Source organism: Lachnoclostridium phytofermentans, from assembly GCF_000733755.1.
GTDB classification, from domain to species: Bacteria; Bacillota; Clostridia; order Lachnospirales; family Lachnospiraceae; genus Lachnoclostridium; species Lachnoclostridium phytofermentans_A.
Genome location: NZ_JPOF01000001.1, coordinates 147,620 through 163,330, shown reverse-complemented (window position 1 = coordinate 163,330; position 15,711 = coordinate 147,620). Strand labels below are relative to the sequence as shown.

Sequence of the window (15,711 nt, the reverse complement as noted above, 5' to 3'; positions counted from 1 at the left end):
ATATGTCGATGTAACACATGTGTATACACACAGAAAGGTGGTATATCTATGGATATCGCTGCTTTATCCATGGCGAGTAGCCAAGCAAACCTTATGACTCAGGTTAACACTGCTGTGTTATCGATGAATCTAAGTTCCATAAAGCAGATGGGTGAAAATATCACAAAGCTAATGGAGCAATCCGTAGCACCTAACCTTGGTCAAACCATTGACGTTAAGTGTTAAATAATACCTTGAAGGATAAGTTCACCCATCACTAAATTAAAGACGCAGATTGCGATTGCAATCCAAAGAGGGAGGGTAAATAAGGCACTAGCTTTTACTTTCCCTTCGCCTTTATACCCATAACCAGAAATTTCATGATTTCTTTCTATTATATCATCCTTATTCTTTGAAAATAAACTCTTAATATATTCATATCTTCCCGTATTTTTTGCTATCTTACGATAAATTAAAAACGCAAGAGCACCGCCTAGTAAAGCAGTAAGTCCATAGGTTCTGATAATATCAAACAGATTCATATCTGTTAATACTGTATTGGCGCTCTCTTGAAATATCTGGTTAAAATCAAAGTTGTCAGTTCCTAGTAATCTCGTAATAGAATTTGCAAGCTCCTGGTCACCACGCGCGATTGCATCATTTGCCATGTTCTTTAAGTACTCAAATAATCTTGGAATCGCATATAGTAAGGTAATCGACCAACCATTCATAATAAAATGAATAATCATCGTCGAAAGAAGTGAATCCGTTGCTTCTATAACAAAAGCAAATATAATTCCCATAACAAATGCATAGCAAAACTGATTCAAGTTACCATGCAAGATTCCAAATAAGAAAGCAGATAAAAAAGCTGCTCCAAGAGGATGCACTCTTCGATACCCTTGGTAAAATAGACCTCGGTATACGATTTCCTCCATTACACAAGGTACAAAAGCAACACAGAATAATGCAAATAGGTAGGAATTATTTTGAGTAATATTTAACATCGTATCATTAATTGCAGCTACCGAGAACATACGAGAGATTGCATTTACAAAATTAATAGCTGGAGTGATACAGATTGTAAATAATATTAGCCATAACACATTCGGCAAAGATACCTTGTGAAAGCATAATTGCTCACGAATGCTATTTTTCCCTTTGTGACTGTCATATCCCATAGAGTAGTTCATAGAACTACTTCTCTGATAATCCGAACTAATCCCATCCGATAAACTCCTTAGTCTTCTACTTTCTATAATGAGAAAAACAATGGAAGGACCTGCTATGATTGCCTGCGATAGCAATAACAAGATGGCACCATTTGATGTAATATTTCCAAAAGATATAAAACTTGAAACAAATATAGTAGCTACGGTACACAGGAATACTATATTTATTCTTCTAACGTAATTCATCCCAGACCTCCTGAATTTTCATTTCTCGTTATGTTGGGTATAAAATGTTGCACAGTTAACTCTCTTCCTTATTATATCATAATCACAAGCACTTATAATATGCATACTCACTTTCTTCGAGCTGACATCATAACTATCGAAATAATACCATAACATTCACATCTTTACACTATTCCCTAAAGTTACTAACGCTATTATACCACATTATAATTCTTATCGGAAGTTGATTTCTCTACTCTTGTTATTTTTGGAAGAAACGTGATATAATGGGGATAATCGTATACAGTGGAGGTTTACTTATGTATAGTTATGACAGCAGAGTAAGATACAGCGAGGTTGACCATAATAAAACTATGAATGTGTCATCCATTATCAATTATTTTCAAGATTGCTCTAATTTTCAATCAGATTCCTTGGGTGTCGGCATTTCTGAATTGACGAAGCGTTCCCGCGTTTGGATTATGAGTTCTTGGCAATTAATGATTAATCGCTATCCTACACTAGGTGAGCCGATTACCATTGGAACATGGCCATATGATTATAATGGGATATATGGATACCGTAATTTTATTCTTTACGATGAGAAAAAAGAAGTTGCAGCGGTGGCAAATTCTATTTGGGTACTCATGGATACGAAACTAAATCGTCCCGTTAAGATTACAGAGGAAGATTATCAGGCTTATCAAAATGAACCAGCTTATAAAATGGAGTATGCCGAGCGTAAAATTATCGTTCCGAAGGAATTAACTTCCTTGCCTCCATTTACTGTCATGCCATCCTATATTGATGTATTAAATCATGTAAACAATGCTCAGTATATCCGAATGGCTTCTGATTATGTTGATGAGAATTTTCAGATTAAGCAAATGAGAGCAGATTATCGAAAGTCAGCTCTTTTAGGAGATATCATTTATCCAAGCATCTCCAAAACTAAGGACTGTATTACTGTTGTTCTCTCTGATAAAGAAGGACATCCCTATGTAAACGTTGCCTTTCATGGCACTATAGAATAGAAAGGAATTACTATGATTCAATTAGGAAAAATTCAAACACTTACTGTTGTTAAAACGACGGATTTTGGTGTTTATCTAGCTGACGATGCGGATACTAGAAAAGAAGAAACCATTCTGCTTCCAAAAAATCAATTGGAACCAGGAACAAAAGTCGGAGATCAACTCTCAGTTTTTGTATATAAAGACTCAGAAGATCGCCCAATCGCAACACTTACCACCCCAAAGCTTACCTTAAAAGAGATTGCTATGTTAAAAGTAAAAGAGGTTACTTCTATTGGCGCCTTCTTAGATTGGGGTATTGCAAAAGATTTATTTTTACCATTTAAAGAACAGACACATCCTGTGATGGCCGAGGAAGAGGTTTTAGTAAGCCTCTATATCGATAAAAGTAAGCGTCTTTGTGCAACCATGAAGATTTATGACTTGTTACAAACGAATTCTCCATATCAAAAAGATGATAAGGTTACTGGTATCGTATATGAAATCATTCCAGCCTTCGGTGCATTTGTTGCTGTTGATAACAAATACTCAGCTTTGATTCCAAACAAGGAACTTCATGTAAAGCTAAATCCAGGACAAACAATTACAGCACGTGTTACTATGGTACAAGCTGACGGTAAGCTTGATCTTAGTCTTCGTGAAAAGACTCACTTACAGCTTGATACAGATGCAGAGCTTATATATGAAAAACTAAACTCAGCAGGCGGTTTTCTTCCTTTTCATGATAAGTCAGAACCAGAGGATATAAAAAAAGAATTTAATCTCAGCAAGAATGCGTTCAAGCGCGCGATTGGCCACTTAATGAAGGAAAATAAGATAAAGATATCAGATAACGGTATTCAATCTTTATAAGAAAATAAGTTCGTTAGATACTGCTATTAAAAATTAAGTGCATACCTAGCGAACGTTCTTTTTTAAAAGAAAAAATGTTAACTCTATTAAAAAGATACGTTAATTATAAAAGATACGAAACAGCTTCAAAGGATATAAAGTAAAAGTTGACTACCAATACCTACTTATCAAAAAAGCTCCCTATCAAAGAAAAGCAAACTCATAAGTTACTTAGTCAACTTATGTTGTCCATTCTTTGAGAAAGAGCTTTTTATCCCTATAGAAAGTCTATAAATCTAAGAAACGCATCTTCGCACGGTCACGATAATCCTTTTGCCCTTTTGTGTCCTCCGTTTTATATGCACTTCCAAGGGTATTAGCTAGCTTATCTTTACAAGCATTACAAAAACGTCCAGTACGAATCATAGTTCCACAACTTTCACATTCTAATCCAACCAAGGAATCTGCAGAAAATGCCAGACGTTCTTCACGAACCCATTGTCTAAGTTGTTGCACTGTTACTTCATTTTCTTCTGCTACTTCTTGTATACTTGCATTTGGATTGTCGTATATGTAATTTTTCACAACTTCAAACTTTTTGTCTAAATCACGCATACAGGAAGCACAAAGTGGAGTCCCCCCCAAATAATTAAATAATTTTCCACAGCTTCTACAATTTCTTACGTCCATGTTTACTCCCTTCTCAGAATCCGCTTCCTATACAAACCGTAACAAAGAATACTTCAGGGCAACCCGCCCTTTGTAATACATTTGTGCACGCTTCGATTGTACTACCTGTCGTATAGATATCATCAACTAATATCACCCGTTTGTATGGGAATAACTTCTCTGACTCTTTGCCATTTGTTAAAATAGAGAATGCCATCTCCAGATTTCTCATTCGTTCTTTATTATCTAGCTTTTTTTGTGGTATTGTATCTATTGTTCGTACCAGAAGTTTGGTATCTACAGGAATTGAAAGTGCTTTTGATAACCCTTCTGCTAACAACTGCGCCTGATTAAAACCTCTACGCTTATATTTGTTCTTATGTAAAGGAACTGGTATTAGCACTTCTGCCCCTGTTTTATGTATCCATTCACCAAGGTAAGCTACCATAGCGGCCACATAAAAATCTGCATATTCTTTCTTTACATGATACTTAAACTCGCTCAAAGACTTTTTTAATTTTTCATTATAAAGGAAGCAAGCATATCCTCTGGCATAATGATGTTGCTTTTTAACACAATCAAAGCAATACTCCTGCTCCGAAACCAAGACCGGTTTGCTGCATTTTTTGCAGCGAGGTTCCATAAGTACAGGAAGCTCCTCACTGCAACTACTGCATATCTTTCGTTCCTTTGGAACTAATATCTCACTACAGATTGGACATCGTTTTGGATAAACAGCATCCAATATTTCTTTTCCTATCTTTTTCAACACGAGGTGTTCACCTTCTATCTAAATTGTTAAAACAATTTATTTGGATACTTACCCTGTGCAATTAATTCTAGAATGGAGTCAACTACGAGCTGCTTATCCTCTTTATAAGTTACTCCAAACCACTTATCGTTAGTCTTTAAAACCTTTACTTTTGCTCTGTTTTCTTCTACCATCTTACCAACTACATTTGGCAATAGGTATTCTGCCTTTAGGTTATTTTCCTCAATGCCTTGTAAAAATGAAACAAATCCAGATTCTAACTCATTTAGGAAGTTTGTTGTAAATCCCCACATGTTCATAGATACTGAGCTATCTAAAGCTATTGTTACAGGATTACCGTTACCATCTTTACCTACTGCTACATCACCCTGTCTCTCAATTCCAAAGGTCTCCTCGATATTGGATAAATAATCTGATTCATCAACATTACATACCCCTCTTGTTACAATACCATTGTCGCTTAGGGTATTACCAAGAACAAAGCCTGCCATACAGAATTCGTTCTCTTTACTATTATTATCGACATTACTTAAGAATTTCTGTACCTTTACAAATGCTTCTTTTCCATAATAATCGTCAGCATTAATCACAGCAAATGGCTCATTTACAACACCTTTGCAACATAATACAGCTTGTCCAGTACCCCATGGCTTTGTACGATCTTCTGGCTTATTAAATCCTACAGGAAGTTTATCAAGTTCTTGATATACGTACTCTACTTCGATTTGTTTTTCAATACGGCTTCCGATGATCTCTTTAAAATCTTTCTCAAGGTCATGACGGATAATAAATACAACTTTATTAAATCCTGCTTCTATCGCATCATATATAGAGTAATCCATAATTATCTCACCGCTTGGTCCAACTTTTTCAAGCTGCTTGATTCCTCCTCCGTAACGGCTACCAATACCTGCAGCCATAATTACTAATGTGGTCTTATTCATAAGGAACTCCTCCTAATATTAAATCTTATGAGAAATTGTCCTATGTTATTTAACATCTGTCAATTAACATTAGTCAATTTCCTATCTTCTTAAAATTATTATACACTATGAACCTTCCAGATGCACCACTTTTTTCAAAATTAAGTAAATCAAAGAAGACGAATTATCCTTCCAACTTGCTTCTCTCCATAATTCGAGTTTTTAAACCCGAATAGCGTTTTAATTCACTCTCATTATCAATCATGGTCTGTACCATGTTCTCGCTGCCGACGATGGTAACACATTGTTTTGCTCTAGTGACTGCCGTATATAAAAGATTTCGATTAAATAACATCCTAGGGCCGCTATAAATCGGAAGAACAACCGCTGGGTACTCACTGCCTTGTGATTTGTGAATAGTCACGGCATAAGCTAATTCTAATTCCTCTAACTGGCTAAAAGGGTAGGTGACCAAACGTCCCTCATCAAACTCTACTGTTAATTCCTCTGCAAATAGATTAATTTCTTTGATTACCCCAGTATCCCCATTAAATACACCGGTTCCGCTATCAATCGTAATGCCATAACGGCTTTTCGTCTCCCAGGTGATTTGATAATTGTTCTTTACCTGCATTACCTTATCTCCCTCACGGAAAATTCCTCCGGAGTGTTCTTTTTCCTTTTTCTCCTGCGTAGGGGGGTTTAGATATTGTTGCAGTACTTGATTTAATCTTTCAACGCCAAGTTCACCCTTTCTCATTGGCGTAAGCACTTGAATATCATAAATAGATGCATTCACATACTTTGGCATTTTATCTCGCACTAGCGATATAATCACACTAATGATTACGTTAACATCCTCTCTTTTTAGCAAAAAGAAGTCCTTGCTTTTATTATCCAAAGTGATATGTTCTCCGGAATTGATCTTATGGGCATTTACAATAATGTCACTCTCTGATGCCTGCCTGAAAATCTTTTTCAGCATAACCACTGGAAATACTTTAGACTCAATCATGTCTCGTAGTACATTTCCAGCTCCAACACTTGGTAACTGATTCACGTCACCTACTAAAATCACTCTAGTACCAACGGTAATTGCCTTTAGCAAAGAGTGCATTAAAGAAATGTCAACCATCGACATCTCATCGATGATGATGACATCTGCTTCCAATGGATTTAGCTCATTACGTTCGAAGCTCATCCTGCCATCCTTATCATCCATTCCTTTGGAAAGCTCCAAGAGGCGATGTATGGTACTTGCCTCATAACCAGTTGTTTCCTTCATACGCTTTGCAGCTCGTCCAGTGGGTGCTGCAAGAAGCATATCCATCCCTTCTGCTTCGAAAAAACGAAGTATAGTATTGATGGTTGTAGTCTTACCAGTACCAGGACCACCGGTTATAATTAATAGTCCGCTACGAACTGCTTCCATTACAGCATATCGCTGCATCTCATCTAACTTAAGGTTTGTTTCCTGCTCAATGTTTGCAAGCCTTGTTTCTATTTGTGCTGGGGAGATATCATAGGAGATACTAAGATCATGAAGCATATTTGCAACATTTAATTCCATATAGTAAAAAGTTGTACTATATACATGCTGTTCTTCTCCCGCATCTTTTACTACCAGCTTTTTCTCTAGGGCAAGGGAAGTGATATGTCTCATTACTGTATCTGCTTCCACCATAAGTATCTCACAAGTCTTACCTACTAAACTATGCATTGGAAGATACACATGCCCATTCCCAGTCGCAAGCAATAAAGTATAGAGGATGCCTGCTTTGACACGATAATCGGAGTCGGTTCGAATTCCAATGCGGGACGCAATTTCATCCGCAATCTTAAAACCTACACCACTGATATCTTCTGCCAGACGATATGGATTTTCTCGTATTATTTCATACATACGCTCTCCATACTGCTTATAGATTTTCACTGCAAGATTTAAGGAAATACCATATTGTTGAAGAAAGAGCATAGCACTTCTCATCTCTCTCTTCTCTGAAAACTGTCGATAAATCTCTCTAGCGAGCTTATCACTGATTCCCTTTACTTCAGCTAGACGCTCTGGTTCTTCTTCAATAATCACAAATGTCTTTTCTTTAAATTTTCGTACGATTCGAGCAGCCAATGCAGTTCCAACACCTTTGATTGCACCAGAGCCTAAATAACGTTCGATAGATAGTAAGTCCTCCGGCTCCTTCATCTCATAAGAGCTTACCTGAAATTGTTCGCCATACAATGGATGTGCAGTATAGCTACCGGTTAAAGCAAGATATTCTCCTTCATTGACAAAGGAGAATGTTCCAACGCAGGTAACTTCATCTTCCTCTGCTGAGAGACTTAATACAGTATAACCATTTTCTGCATTTCGATATACAATTCTCTCTACATATCCTTTTAACTCTTCTGCCATACTAATCTCCATTCTGTAGCAATCAGTGTAAAAATATTGATTTCTACACTACTGTGCACCTTAAGTGTATAAATAGCCTCATTAGTAAAAACATCAAATTACATTGATGTCTTTGCCAATGAGGCTTACCTTTTATCTTATTTAAATTCTGATTATTTCAAACCTCTATCAAGTATTCTGATCCCTCTTCATTGCCTCATAAAGCTGCTTTGCAATACCTAATTGGCCGGATTCTGTAATATCCTTTGCATAGCTTTGATATAGCATGTCGCCAAAATAGGACATATATTCATTTTCATCCTCTTCACTTTTAGCAATGGTATTCTTTACTTGTTTAATCACCTGTTCTACTAAGTAAGTTTCAAAGCTCTTACAGGACTCCATTAGCTCCTCATCAGTAGCTGTCTTAATATCTTTTCCAAGGTTATTTTCTAACTTCGCTGTTTTTGATGTGTTTTGCGCAGTTTGACTCAATGTCTGAAACATTGCATCACTTCCAATGGAAATACTCATCTGCTATTCCTTTCTGCCGAAGGTTGAAATTCTGCCGAAGGTTGAAATTCCTCCTTAAGGGGAAATTCTAGCTAATAGCTGAAATTCTCCCAATGCCGATATTCTTCCTTATGGTTTAGACCATTTAACGACGTAAGTTATTTGCTTGTTGTAACATCTCATCTGCTGCTGTAATTGCTTTGGAATTCATTTCATAAGCCCTTTGAGCTACAATCAAATTCACAATTTCATCCGCAGTCTGTACATTGGATGCTTCCAGATATCCGGAATGAATCTTACTTTGTTTTAAATTCGTATTTTCTATCTCTTTCAGAGGAGCTCCGGATGCGGAAGTCTCATAAAATAAACTTCCACCAGCTTTCTCTAAACCAGCAGGATTAACAAATTGAGTGAGTCCAATTTGGATATTAGTACGCTGTGCGACATTCTTATCATCTGGATACATCAGGTTCCCGTATTCATCCATGGTAACTTTCGAGATATCCCAGTCTTTATTAAATACAATCGGTTGACCATTTGTGTCTAGTACCGGATATCCGTCAGCATTTGCTAATGTAGCACCCTGAGGACCAATTGCTACTCGAAATGATCCATTCCTTGTATATGCGGTATTTCCATCGGAGTCAAGAACAGAAAATAATCCATTCCCTTCAATCGCAAGATCCCAATCATTACTGCTTTCTTGTAAAGTCCCCTGAGTAAAAGAGGATACAATACCAGTTACTCTAACACCAGAACCAACCTGTCCTATCACAGGTTTTTCATTTCCCTCACTATCGGTTACTTTACTTTGTATTTTAGAATATAGTAAGGAGGAAAATTGTGCTGTCTCCTTCTTATATCCAGCTGTATTGATATTGGAAAAATTATTTGATATCGTATCTAGAGTTGTTTGCTGAGAAATCATACCCGACGCCCCAGTCCAAAGTGCTCTCATCATAAAACTTACCTCCATTCTGTCGCAATCCTGCGAATTTGGGCGACAGTGCAAATTCGTGTGTGAAAAATCATGACTTTTCACACTACCTCCCGTGTAAAACTATGTTATCGTAACAAAATTAAATATTAACTCTTACAAATTAAACTTTACCTACAGAATTTGCAGCTAATTCTAAAGTACCATCGATGGATTGAATCACTTTCTGATTCGCTTCATAAGCTCTCGTTATAGCAATCATATTTACCATCTCGCTAACTACATTGACGTTTGACTGTTCTGTGTATCCTTGACGGATTCCAGCGGCTGTATCTTTTTCTACCGAACCGTCTACCGCTTCATACATTGTCTCACCAAACTTTTTTAGGTAATCATAATTTTCAAAATCTGTTACAACTAACTGATCTACTTGTACACCATCTGCAAAAACATTTCCCTCTAAGTCAATGACGATCTGACTGGCATCTGTAGGCACCTGAAGGTTTCCCCCTTCACTCATAAGGTGATTTCCATTCACATCAACAATATAGCCTTCTTTGTCCATTAAGAACTGACCAGCTCTAGTATAGCGTTCCTTTACATTTCCATCACGGTCCGTAACTTCCATCTTAAAAAATCCCGAACCCTCAACAGCTAAGTCAAATGTATTCCCAGTTTCTCTTAACGAACCTTGTGTATAATCTGTATACACCTCGCCAAGCTTCACTCCAAGCGACATCTTACCAATTCTTTTATCGGTAAAATTTTCGGACTCATCACGAATTTTTAACGTTAGTACATCATCAAAGGATTGATTTGTTACGCCTTCCTTTTTATATCCAACGGTAGCGGAATTCGCTAAGTTGTTCGATATGATATCTAGACGTTTTTGCTCATTTTCCATACCGGTCCAACCAGTATATAGACCTCTAACCATTACATTCTCCTTTTTGACATCATTGTCATAACATTATTGGTATAACATCCCTGTCTATGAATTTATCCATTCCTTGTATTTTTGTGAAGCTAAGCATTATTATTTTCAGTCTTTTTTACCACTTAAAAATTCAACGTATTTACCAGTACCAATTGCTACTGCTGTCATAGGATCCTCTGCAGTCATTGTTGTAATACCTGTTTTTTCTTCGATTAATTCTTCCAAACCATATAATAAGCATCCACCACCGGTTAATACGATACCACGATCTGCAATATCAGCAGCCAATTCTGGTGGAGTTTTCTCTAACACACTATGAACTGCTTCTACAATCTGTGAAGTTGTTTCTTTTAGTGCCTCTTCTGTTTCTTCTGAAGTTACAGAGATTGTTTTAGGAAGTCCTGTAACAAGGTTACGTCCTCTAACATCCATGGCAACAACTTCTGGTCTGCGATAAGCAGAACCAATCTTTATCTTAATATCTTCGGCTGTTCTTTCACCAATTAATAAATTATGCTTTTTACGCATATAACGAACGATTGCTTCATCAAAGTCATCGCCTGCAATCTTTATTGAGGTAGAAACTACAGTTCCTCCTAAGGAAATAACAGCAATATCTGTAGTACCACCACCAATATCCACGATCATATTACCACATGGTCTTGAGATATCGATACCAGCACCAATTGCCGCTGCGATAGGCTCTTCTATAATAGCAACATCTCTTGCTCCTGCTTGATAAGTTGCATCCTCAACTGCTTTCTTCTCTACTTCTGTTACTCCACTTGGTACACAGACACTAATGATTGGTTTACGAAAACGTTGCTTACCAACTGCCTTCTGAATGAAGTATTTTAACATTTTTTCAGTTACTGTATAATCGGAGATAACACCCTGACGTAATGGACGTACCGCAACGATATTTCCAGGTGTTCTACCAAGCATCAGTCTAGCTTCTTCTCCGATTGCTTTTATTTTATTTGTATCTCGGTCAAACGCAACTACAGAAGGCTCCTTTAATACAACGCCTTTGCCTTTAATATATACCAGAACACTAGCTGTTCCCAAATCGATTCCGATGTCGCAACCCAACATTGTAATTCTCCTTTCAAAAATCCACCAAATAGATATTCTATCTTATTCTCTTTCGATTATCTCAAATATAAACGTACTCTATTATATTATAAACGTGTTTCAGAAAATTTTCAAAGGAAATTTTCAAAACTTTTCCTAAAATCATCATATTACGATATATTTTAACATATTCACCAAAATTGCACAAATACTGCATTCCATTAATCTCTTTAAAATATATTTTTTATTATTTTTACATGATTTTAGTTGTTATATTCCTCGTTCTCGATTCATTTTTCCTAGGAGCAATCTTGGGTGATCATCTTATTTTTTACGACACGTTTATAATATCGGCAAATTTCTAAAAAAGCTGACCATTTTTTCTTTGAATTTTATTCATTTGATGATATGATGGAGTACAAATGGATTAAAATTCGAGGTGTCTATGAATACAAGTAACGTATCAATGGAACAAAAAATAATGAATCATGAAATTCGTATGGTGAGTAATTATCGTGCACTATTAATAGCAAAACATATTGGTAACCTCCTGCTTCTACTATACTTTGTGCCTGCTGCCATTACCGGACGTGACGAAAGTCCAGCCTTTCATATCCTAATTCTGCATAATATTTTACCAGTTGTTTTTAATTTTCTATTTACTGATAAAAGTAACTTACACGCAAAAGATCAGAGAATACTAAAACCTTCTGCTTATGATGAAGTACCTTCTGAGCCGAAAAAAAAGCATACCCTATCTTATATTTTCGCCAAAAAAGTGGAAGCAGATACTACTCTGCTCCCACAACTTAAGAAAAAATATCAATATTCAAGAATAAAGTACCAAAGTAACTCGATTTCTTTTCTATTAACTTGCTTCTTTTTATTTTTATGGCAGCAACAGAATACACCTACGGACAGTTTTTTCCTTTATCAAAATATACCGGTTATTACTTTAGCTATTATCGTACTAACCCGTTTCTTTTGTATGGTGTTCTATAAACGATATATTCATCATAGTTTACGCTTTGGAGGAATCTAATAATTTCTCGAATTGCTCCGATGGCATAGGTTTTTGATAATAAAATCCCTGCAACATATCAAATTGTTGATTTATAAGTACATTTTGTTGTTCTTTCGTCTCCACTCCTTTGGCAACTACGGTAAGATTTCTTGCTTTTGCGAAGGAGAGGATATGCATAACGATTGTGTTTTCTTGATTCGAAAATTCTGAATCTTCTAAATCCATAATTAGTTTTTTATCAATCTTTAACACATGAATCGGTAGCTCCTTTAGCAATTGCAGAGATGAAAATCCAGCACCAAACTTATCAATAGCGATATGAAATCCCAAATCACTTAATTTCTGTATTGTTATCTTCATCAACTCCATAGACTTATAAACACTAGCTTCCGAAAATTCTAACTCTAATAATTCATGTGGTATCTTATAATAATCGACAATTCCAATAAGCTCTGTAAGAAAATCTGCACGATTTAGATTCTTTCCAGACAGGTTCACTGATATCGGTACAACCTTTCTTCCTTTATCCATCCAATCCTTTAGATACTCACATACCTCTTCTAATACATACATGTCAAGTTTAACAATGGAGCCATCCTCTTCAAGCATAGGAAGAAAGACGTTTGGCGCTAGTATCCCGTTCATTTTATGATTCCAACGCACTAAAGCTTCTGCACCAGCAATTTCATTCGTATCCAGTTTTAAAATCGGCTGAAGAAATACCAAAAACTCATTCTGAATGAGAGCATTTGTGATATCCTCTATCTTAGGTTCCTCGCGCTCTTCTTCTTTCTCATTATAAAATTCGATATTTGCCGTATAGCCATTTACTCCATAATTTCGAACCTGTCTAGCATTTCGAATGATATCTTTTACCTCCATGCCTTCCCTCAGCTCACATACTCCGCACTGAAAAGTAATCGAACAAAAATTATTATCTTCTTGTGGTAAGTCCCCTGCATACTTTAGTAACCTAACCAATCGGTTTCGAAGAGCAAGTTCTCCTTGATACTCTAGCAACATTCCAAACTCATCATCATGGTAACGGGTTAGAAGCTCACCTTCTGTTAACTCGCTCTGGATCTTATCTGCAATTTGCTTTAATAATTTTTCACAGTATTGTTTTCCAGACAACTGATATATGATATCATAATTCTCTATGATGAAAGATACATATGCAAACGCTACATTTCCTCTTGTTATTCTATCTTTTACTTTCTTTTTATGAATCAGTGGACTTGGAAGACCTGTAATCTTATCCGCTTCTCCCATATCTGTTGATTGTTTTTTTATTCGATTCCGATGTAAAATACTATAGGAGAAGGCAAGGACTATGGCTAAGAACGAGAACAATACGATCACAATAGCCATCTTCCAAACAGCTAGGATTTCCTGATGTATCTCTTGATAAGGAACAATACTTATCATATAGCCATTTTCTAACCAACTTGGCGATGTGAATGCAATATAATACTTCTCCCCACTTTCTACCTTAAGGAGTTCAACCAAACCTTTCCTCTCAATCACATCTTGATAAAACTGGGTATCACTTAGATTTCTCACACTATGTATAACGGTACTTCCATAATTAGATAATGCGGTCATACCAGACTTTGATAACGCTCCAATCACTTTTCCTTCAAGCGTAACAACATAGCTATGTGCATTACCATGAAAATAAGATGGATTTTTAGCACCAGGTATTATTGTAAGTTCCCCTGATACCCAGTTTTCATCCATAAACTGTTTGCCTGCTTCACTCGTTTTAATATAATCCCCACTTATCCTTGTATATTCCAACAACTTTGTTTCAGCCTCAGTTAGAAGCATTCCTTTTAATGACATCAAAAATGCAACTACCGAGATGATACCAATTGCTAATATCACAAAGATTCGAATACTTCTTTTATTTCTGGTGTAATAATCATCGTAATAGCCTCTTCGGCTTGATAGACCTCCTAGTTTCATAGCCATGCTCCCCCTGCATCTACATTCTATTCATCTAGCCTTCTACGAAAGTACGGCTAAATTGTGTTGGTATACAAAACCACAACCTAAGGAATAAAATTTCCGATGTTTTATATAATTTTCTTGTATTCTATTACATAATCACTGTTTTCTTGTACTAACAAAATACGACATTATGTCATATTATTTGATAATTTATTATAACATGCGATAATTTTCCACGCAACTGTATCAATGGGATTTATTTGAAACTTTGTTAATATAATACAGCTCCTTTGCGTCCATCTAATCTGAAGTCCTATTCATACCACCTTTCTGCCCCATACCGCCGAAATCTGGTACCGTTCTCTGGTTCGTACGTTTTTCTGTAGTATCAGTATTTTCTGTGGTACTACTATCTGACTCCGTCCCATCGTTTCCTGTAGAACCATTATTCTCTATTATCCTTATTAGTAATGAATTGCTTTTTAGGGGAGCTGCTACAAAAATGAAATGAGATTTGTAAATATCTAAACGGTATGATATGCTTGATAAGAATAGTAAATTAAAACTATATATACAAAATGGAGGTTCTTATGATTGATTTTACTAATGGAAGTGTATTTAAACTAAGATTGGTTCCGTATCGTGAGGTAGAGAAAGAAATTACGCAGCTATTAATTCCTGGAGAGAATGTTCTCAACGCATATAAAGGAATGCGTGATTTTGTTGTGTTTACTGATAAGAGAGCTATTGCTGTTAATGTACAGGGCATGACGGGTAAGAAAAAAGACTTTACTAGCTTACCATATTCAAAGGTTCAAGCATATTCCATAGAGACTTCTGGTGTATTTGACATGGATAGTGAATTAGAATTGTATTTTAGCGGTATTGGTAAAGTAAAATTTGAATTTACAGGACAAAGTGATATTATAAAAATCGGCCAATTTATTAGCTTATATATCTTAAAATAATTAGTATAATACCCTCTATGATACATATAAAACAAGAAAAAGCACGCTTCGCGAACTTTTCCTTGTCATAAATAAAATGCGGAGATAACGAAAGAAACAAGAAAGCAAATTGCTTTATCAAGGTTTCTTTGAGCTATCTCCGCTTATCATTAGGAAGGTAATAACATAACACCTCCTTATCGTGGGATTTAATTTTTCAAAGCATAACATAAATCATTACATAAAGTATTTATGGCTTATCTAAAGAATTTATTATTCGTTGCACTATTTTTATCGGGTAAATACTCTGGAACCGAATCATAATAATC

At 36.0% G+C, this 15,711-nt stretch carries 15 protein-coding genes; 5 read left to right on the top strand and 10 right to left on the bottom strand.

The window, feature by feature from the left end:
- The first annotated feature begins 48 nt into the window (after positions 1–48).
- Positions 49–225 carry a YjfB family protein gene (locus CC92_RS22000; protein ID WP_081841808.1) on the top strand — a complete coding sequence of 59 codons (177 nt, stop codon included), beginning with the start codon at positions 49–51 and terminating at the stop codon, positions 223–225.
- Here the strand turns inward: CC92_RS22000 and CC92_RS0100800 are convergent.
- Positions 222–1,397, bottom strand: coding sequence for a CPBP family intramembrane glutamic endopeptidase (locus CC92_RS0100800; protein ID WP_029502293.1), 1,176 nt, complete (start codon positions 1,395–1,397; stop codon positions 222–224). The genes CC92_RS22000 and CC92_RS0100800 overlap by 4 nt on opposite strands.
- A 299-nt stretch (positions 1,398–1,696) precedes the next feature.
- Here CC92_RS0100800 and CC92_RS0100795 point away from each other — a divergent pair, with 299 nt between their 5' ends.
- Both CC92_RS0100795 and CC92_RS0100790 read left to right on the top strand, forming a co-directional pair.
- Positions 1,697–2,410 (top strand): acyl-[acyl-carrier-protein] thioesterase, encoded by a 714-nt coding sequence (locus tag CC92_RS0100795; RefSeq protein WP_029502294.1) that lies wholly within the window; start codon positions 1,697–1,699, stop codon positions 2,408–2,410.
- A gap of 12 nt (positions 2,411–2,422) precedes the next feature.
- The gene (locus CC92_RS0100790) at positions 2,423–3,262 is read left to right on the top strand and encodes a S1 RNA-binding domain-containing protein (RefSeq protein WP_029502295.1); all 840 of its coding nucleotides are present in this window, start codon (positions 2,423–2,425) and stop codon (positions 3,260–3,262) included.
- Between the two features lie 267 nt (positions 3,263–3,529).
- On the opposite strand, the gene CC92_RS0100785 is transcribed toward CC92_RS0100790, so the two are convergent.
- From CC92_RS0100785 to CC92_RS0100750, 8 genes are all read right to left on the bottom strand, one after another.
- On the bottom strand, positions 3,530–3,931 hold the full coding sequence (locus tag CC92_RS0100785) for a flagellar protein (protein WP_029502296.1): 402 nt from the start codon (positions 3,929–3,931) through the stop codon (positions 3,530–3,532).
- 13 nt (positions 3,932–3,944) lie between these two features.
- On the bottom strand, positions 3,945–4,682 hold the full coding sequence (locus CC92_RS0100780; RefSeq protein WP_051650654.1) for a ComF family protein: 738 nt from the start codon (positions 4,680–4,682) through the stop codon (positions 3,945–3,947).
- Between the two features lie 26 nt (positions 4,683–4,708).
- Positions 4,709–5,626, bottom strand: a complete 918-nt coding sequence (locus tag CC92_RS0100775; protein WP_029502298.1) for a nucleotidyltransferase family protein — start codon at positions 5,624–5,626, stop codon at positions 4,709–4,711.
- Between the two features lie 163 nt (positions 5,627–5,789).
- Positions 5,790–8,018 carry an ATP-dependent RecD-like DNA helicase gene (locus tag CC92_RS0100770; protein WP_155998309.1) on the bottom strand — a complete coding sequence of 743 codons (2,229 nt, stop codon included), beginning with the start codon at positions 8,016–8,018 and terminating at the stop codon, positions 5,790–5,792.
- A 168-nt stretch (positions 8,019–8,186) separates the two neighbouring features.
- Complete coding sequence (locus tag CC92_RS0100765; protein ID WP_051650655.1) at positions 8,187–8,531, bottom strand: rod-binding protein; 345 nt, start codon at positions 8,529–8,531, stop codon at positions 8,187–8,189.
- 124 nt (positions 8,532–8,655) lie between these two features.
- Entirely contained in the window at positions 8,656–9,471 is an 816-nt protein-coding gene (locus CC92_RS0100760; RefSeq protein ID WP_029502301.1) for a flagellar hook-basal body protein, read from the bottom strand.
- Between the two features lie 139 nt (positions 9,472–9,610).
- Positions 9,611–10,384, bottom strand: a complete 774-nt coding sequence (locus CC92_RS0100755) for a flagellar hook-basal body protein (RefSeq protein WP_029502302.1) — start codon at positions 10,382–10,384, stop codon at positions 9,611–9,613.
- A gap of 105 nt (positions 10,385–10,489) precedes the next feature.
- On the bottom strand, positions 10,490–11,479 hold the full coding sequence (locus CC92_RS0100750) for a rod shape-determining protein (RefSeq protein WP_012198272.1): 990 nt from the start codon (positions 11,477–11,479) through the stop codon (positions 10,490–10,492).
- A gap of 424 nt (positions 11,480–11,903) precedes the next feature.
- Here CC92_RS0100750 and CC92_RS0100745 point away from each other — a divergent pair, with 424 nt between their 5' ends.
- On the top strand, positions 11,904–12,500 hold the full coding sequence (locus CC92_RS0100745) for a hypothetical protein (protein ID WP_029502303.1): 597 nt from the start codon (positions 11,904–11,906) through the stop codon (positions 12,498–12,500).
- On the opposite strand, the gene CC92_RS0100740 is transcribed toward CC92_RS0100745, so the two are convergent.
- Entirely contained in the window at positions 12,480–14,450 is a 1,971-nt protein-coding gene (locus CC92_RS0100740; RefSeq protein ID WP_029502304.1) for a GGDEF domain-containing phosphodiesterase, read from the bottom strand. The genes CC92_RS0100745 and CC92_RS0100740 overlap by 21 nt on opposite strands.
- 575 nt (positions 14,451–15,025) lie before the next feature.
- Between CC92_RS0100740 and CC92_RS0100735 the strand changes: the two genes are divergently transcribed.
- Positions 15,026–15,403: a PH domain-containing protein gene (locus tag CC92_RS0100735; protein WP_029502305.1), complete on the top strand. Its 378-nt coding sequence runs from the start codon at positions 15,026–15,028 to the stop codon at positions 15,401–15,403.
- Positions 15,404–15,711: the final 308 nt, after the last annotated feature.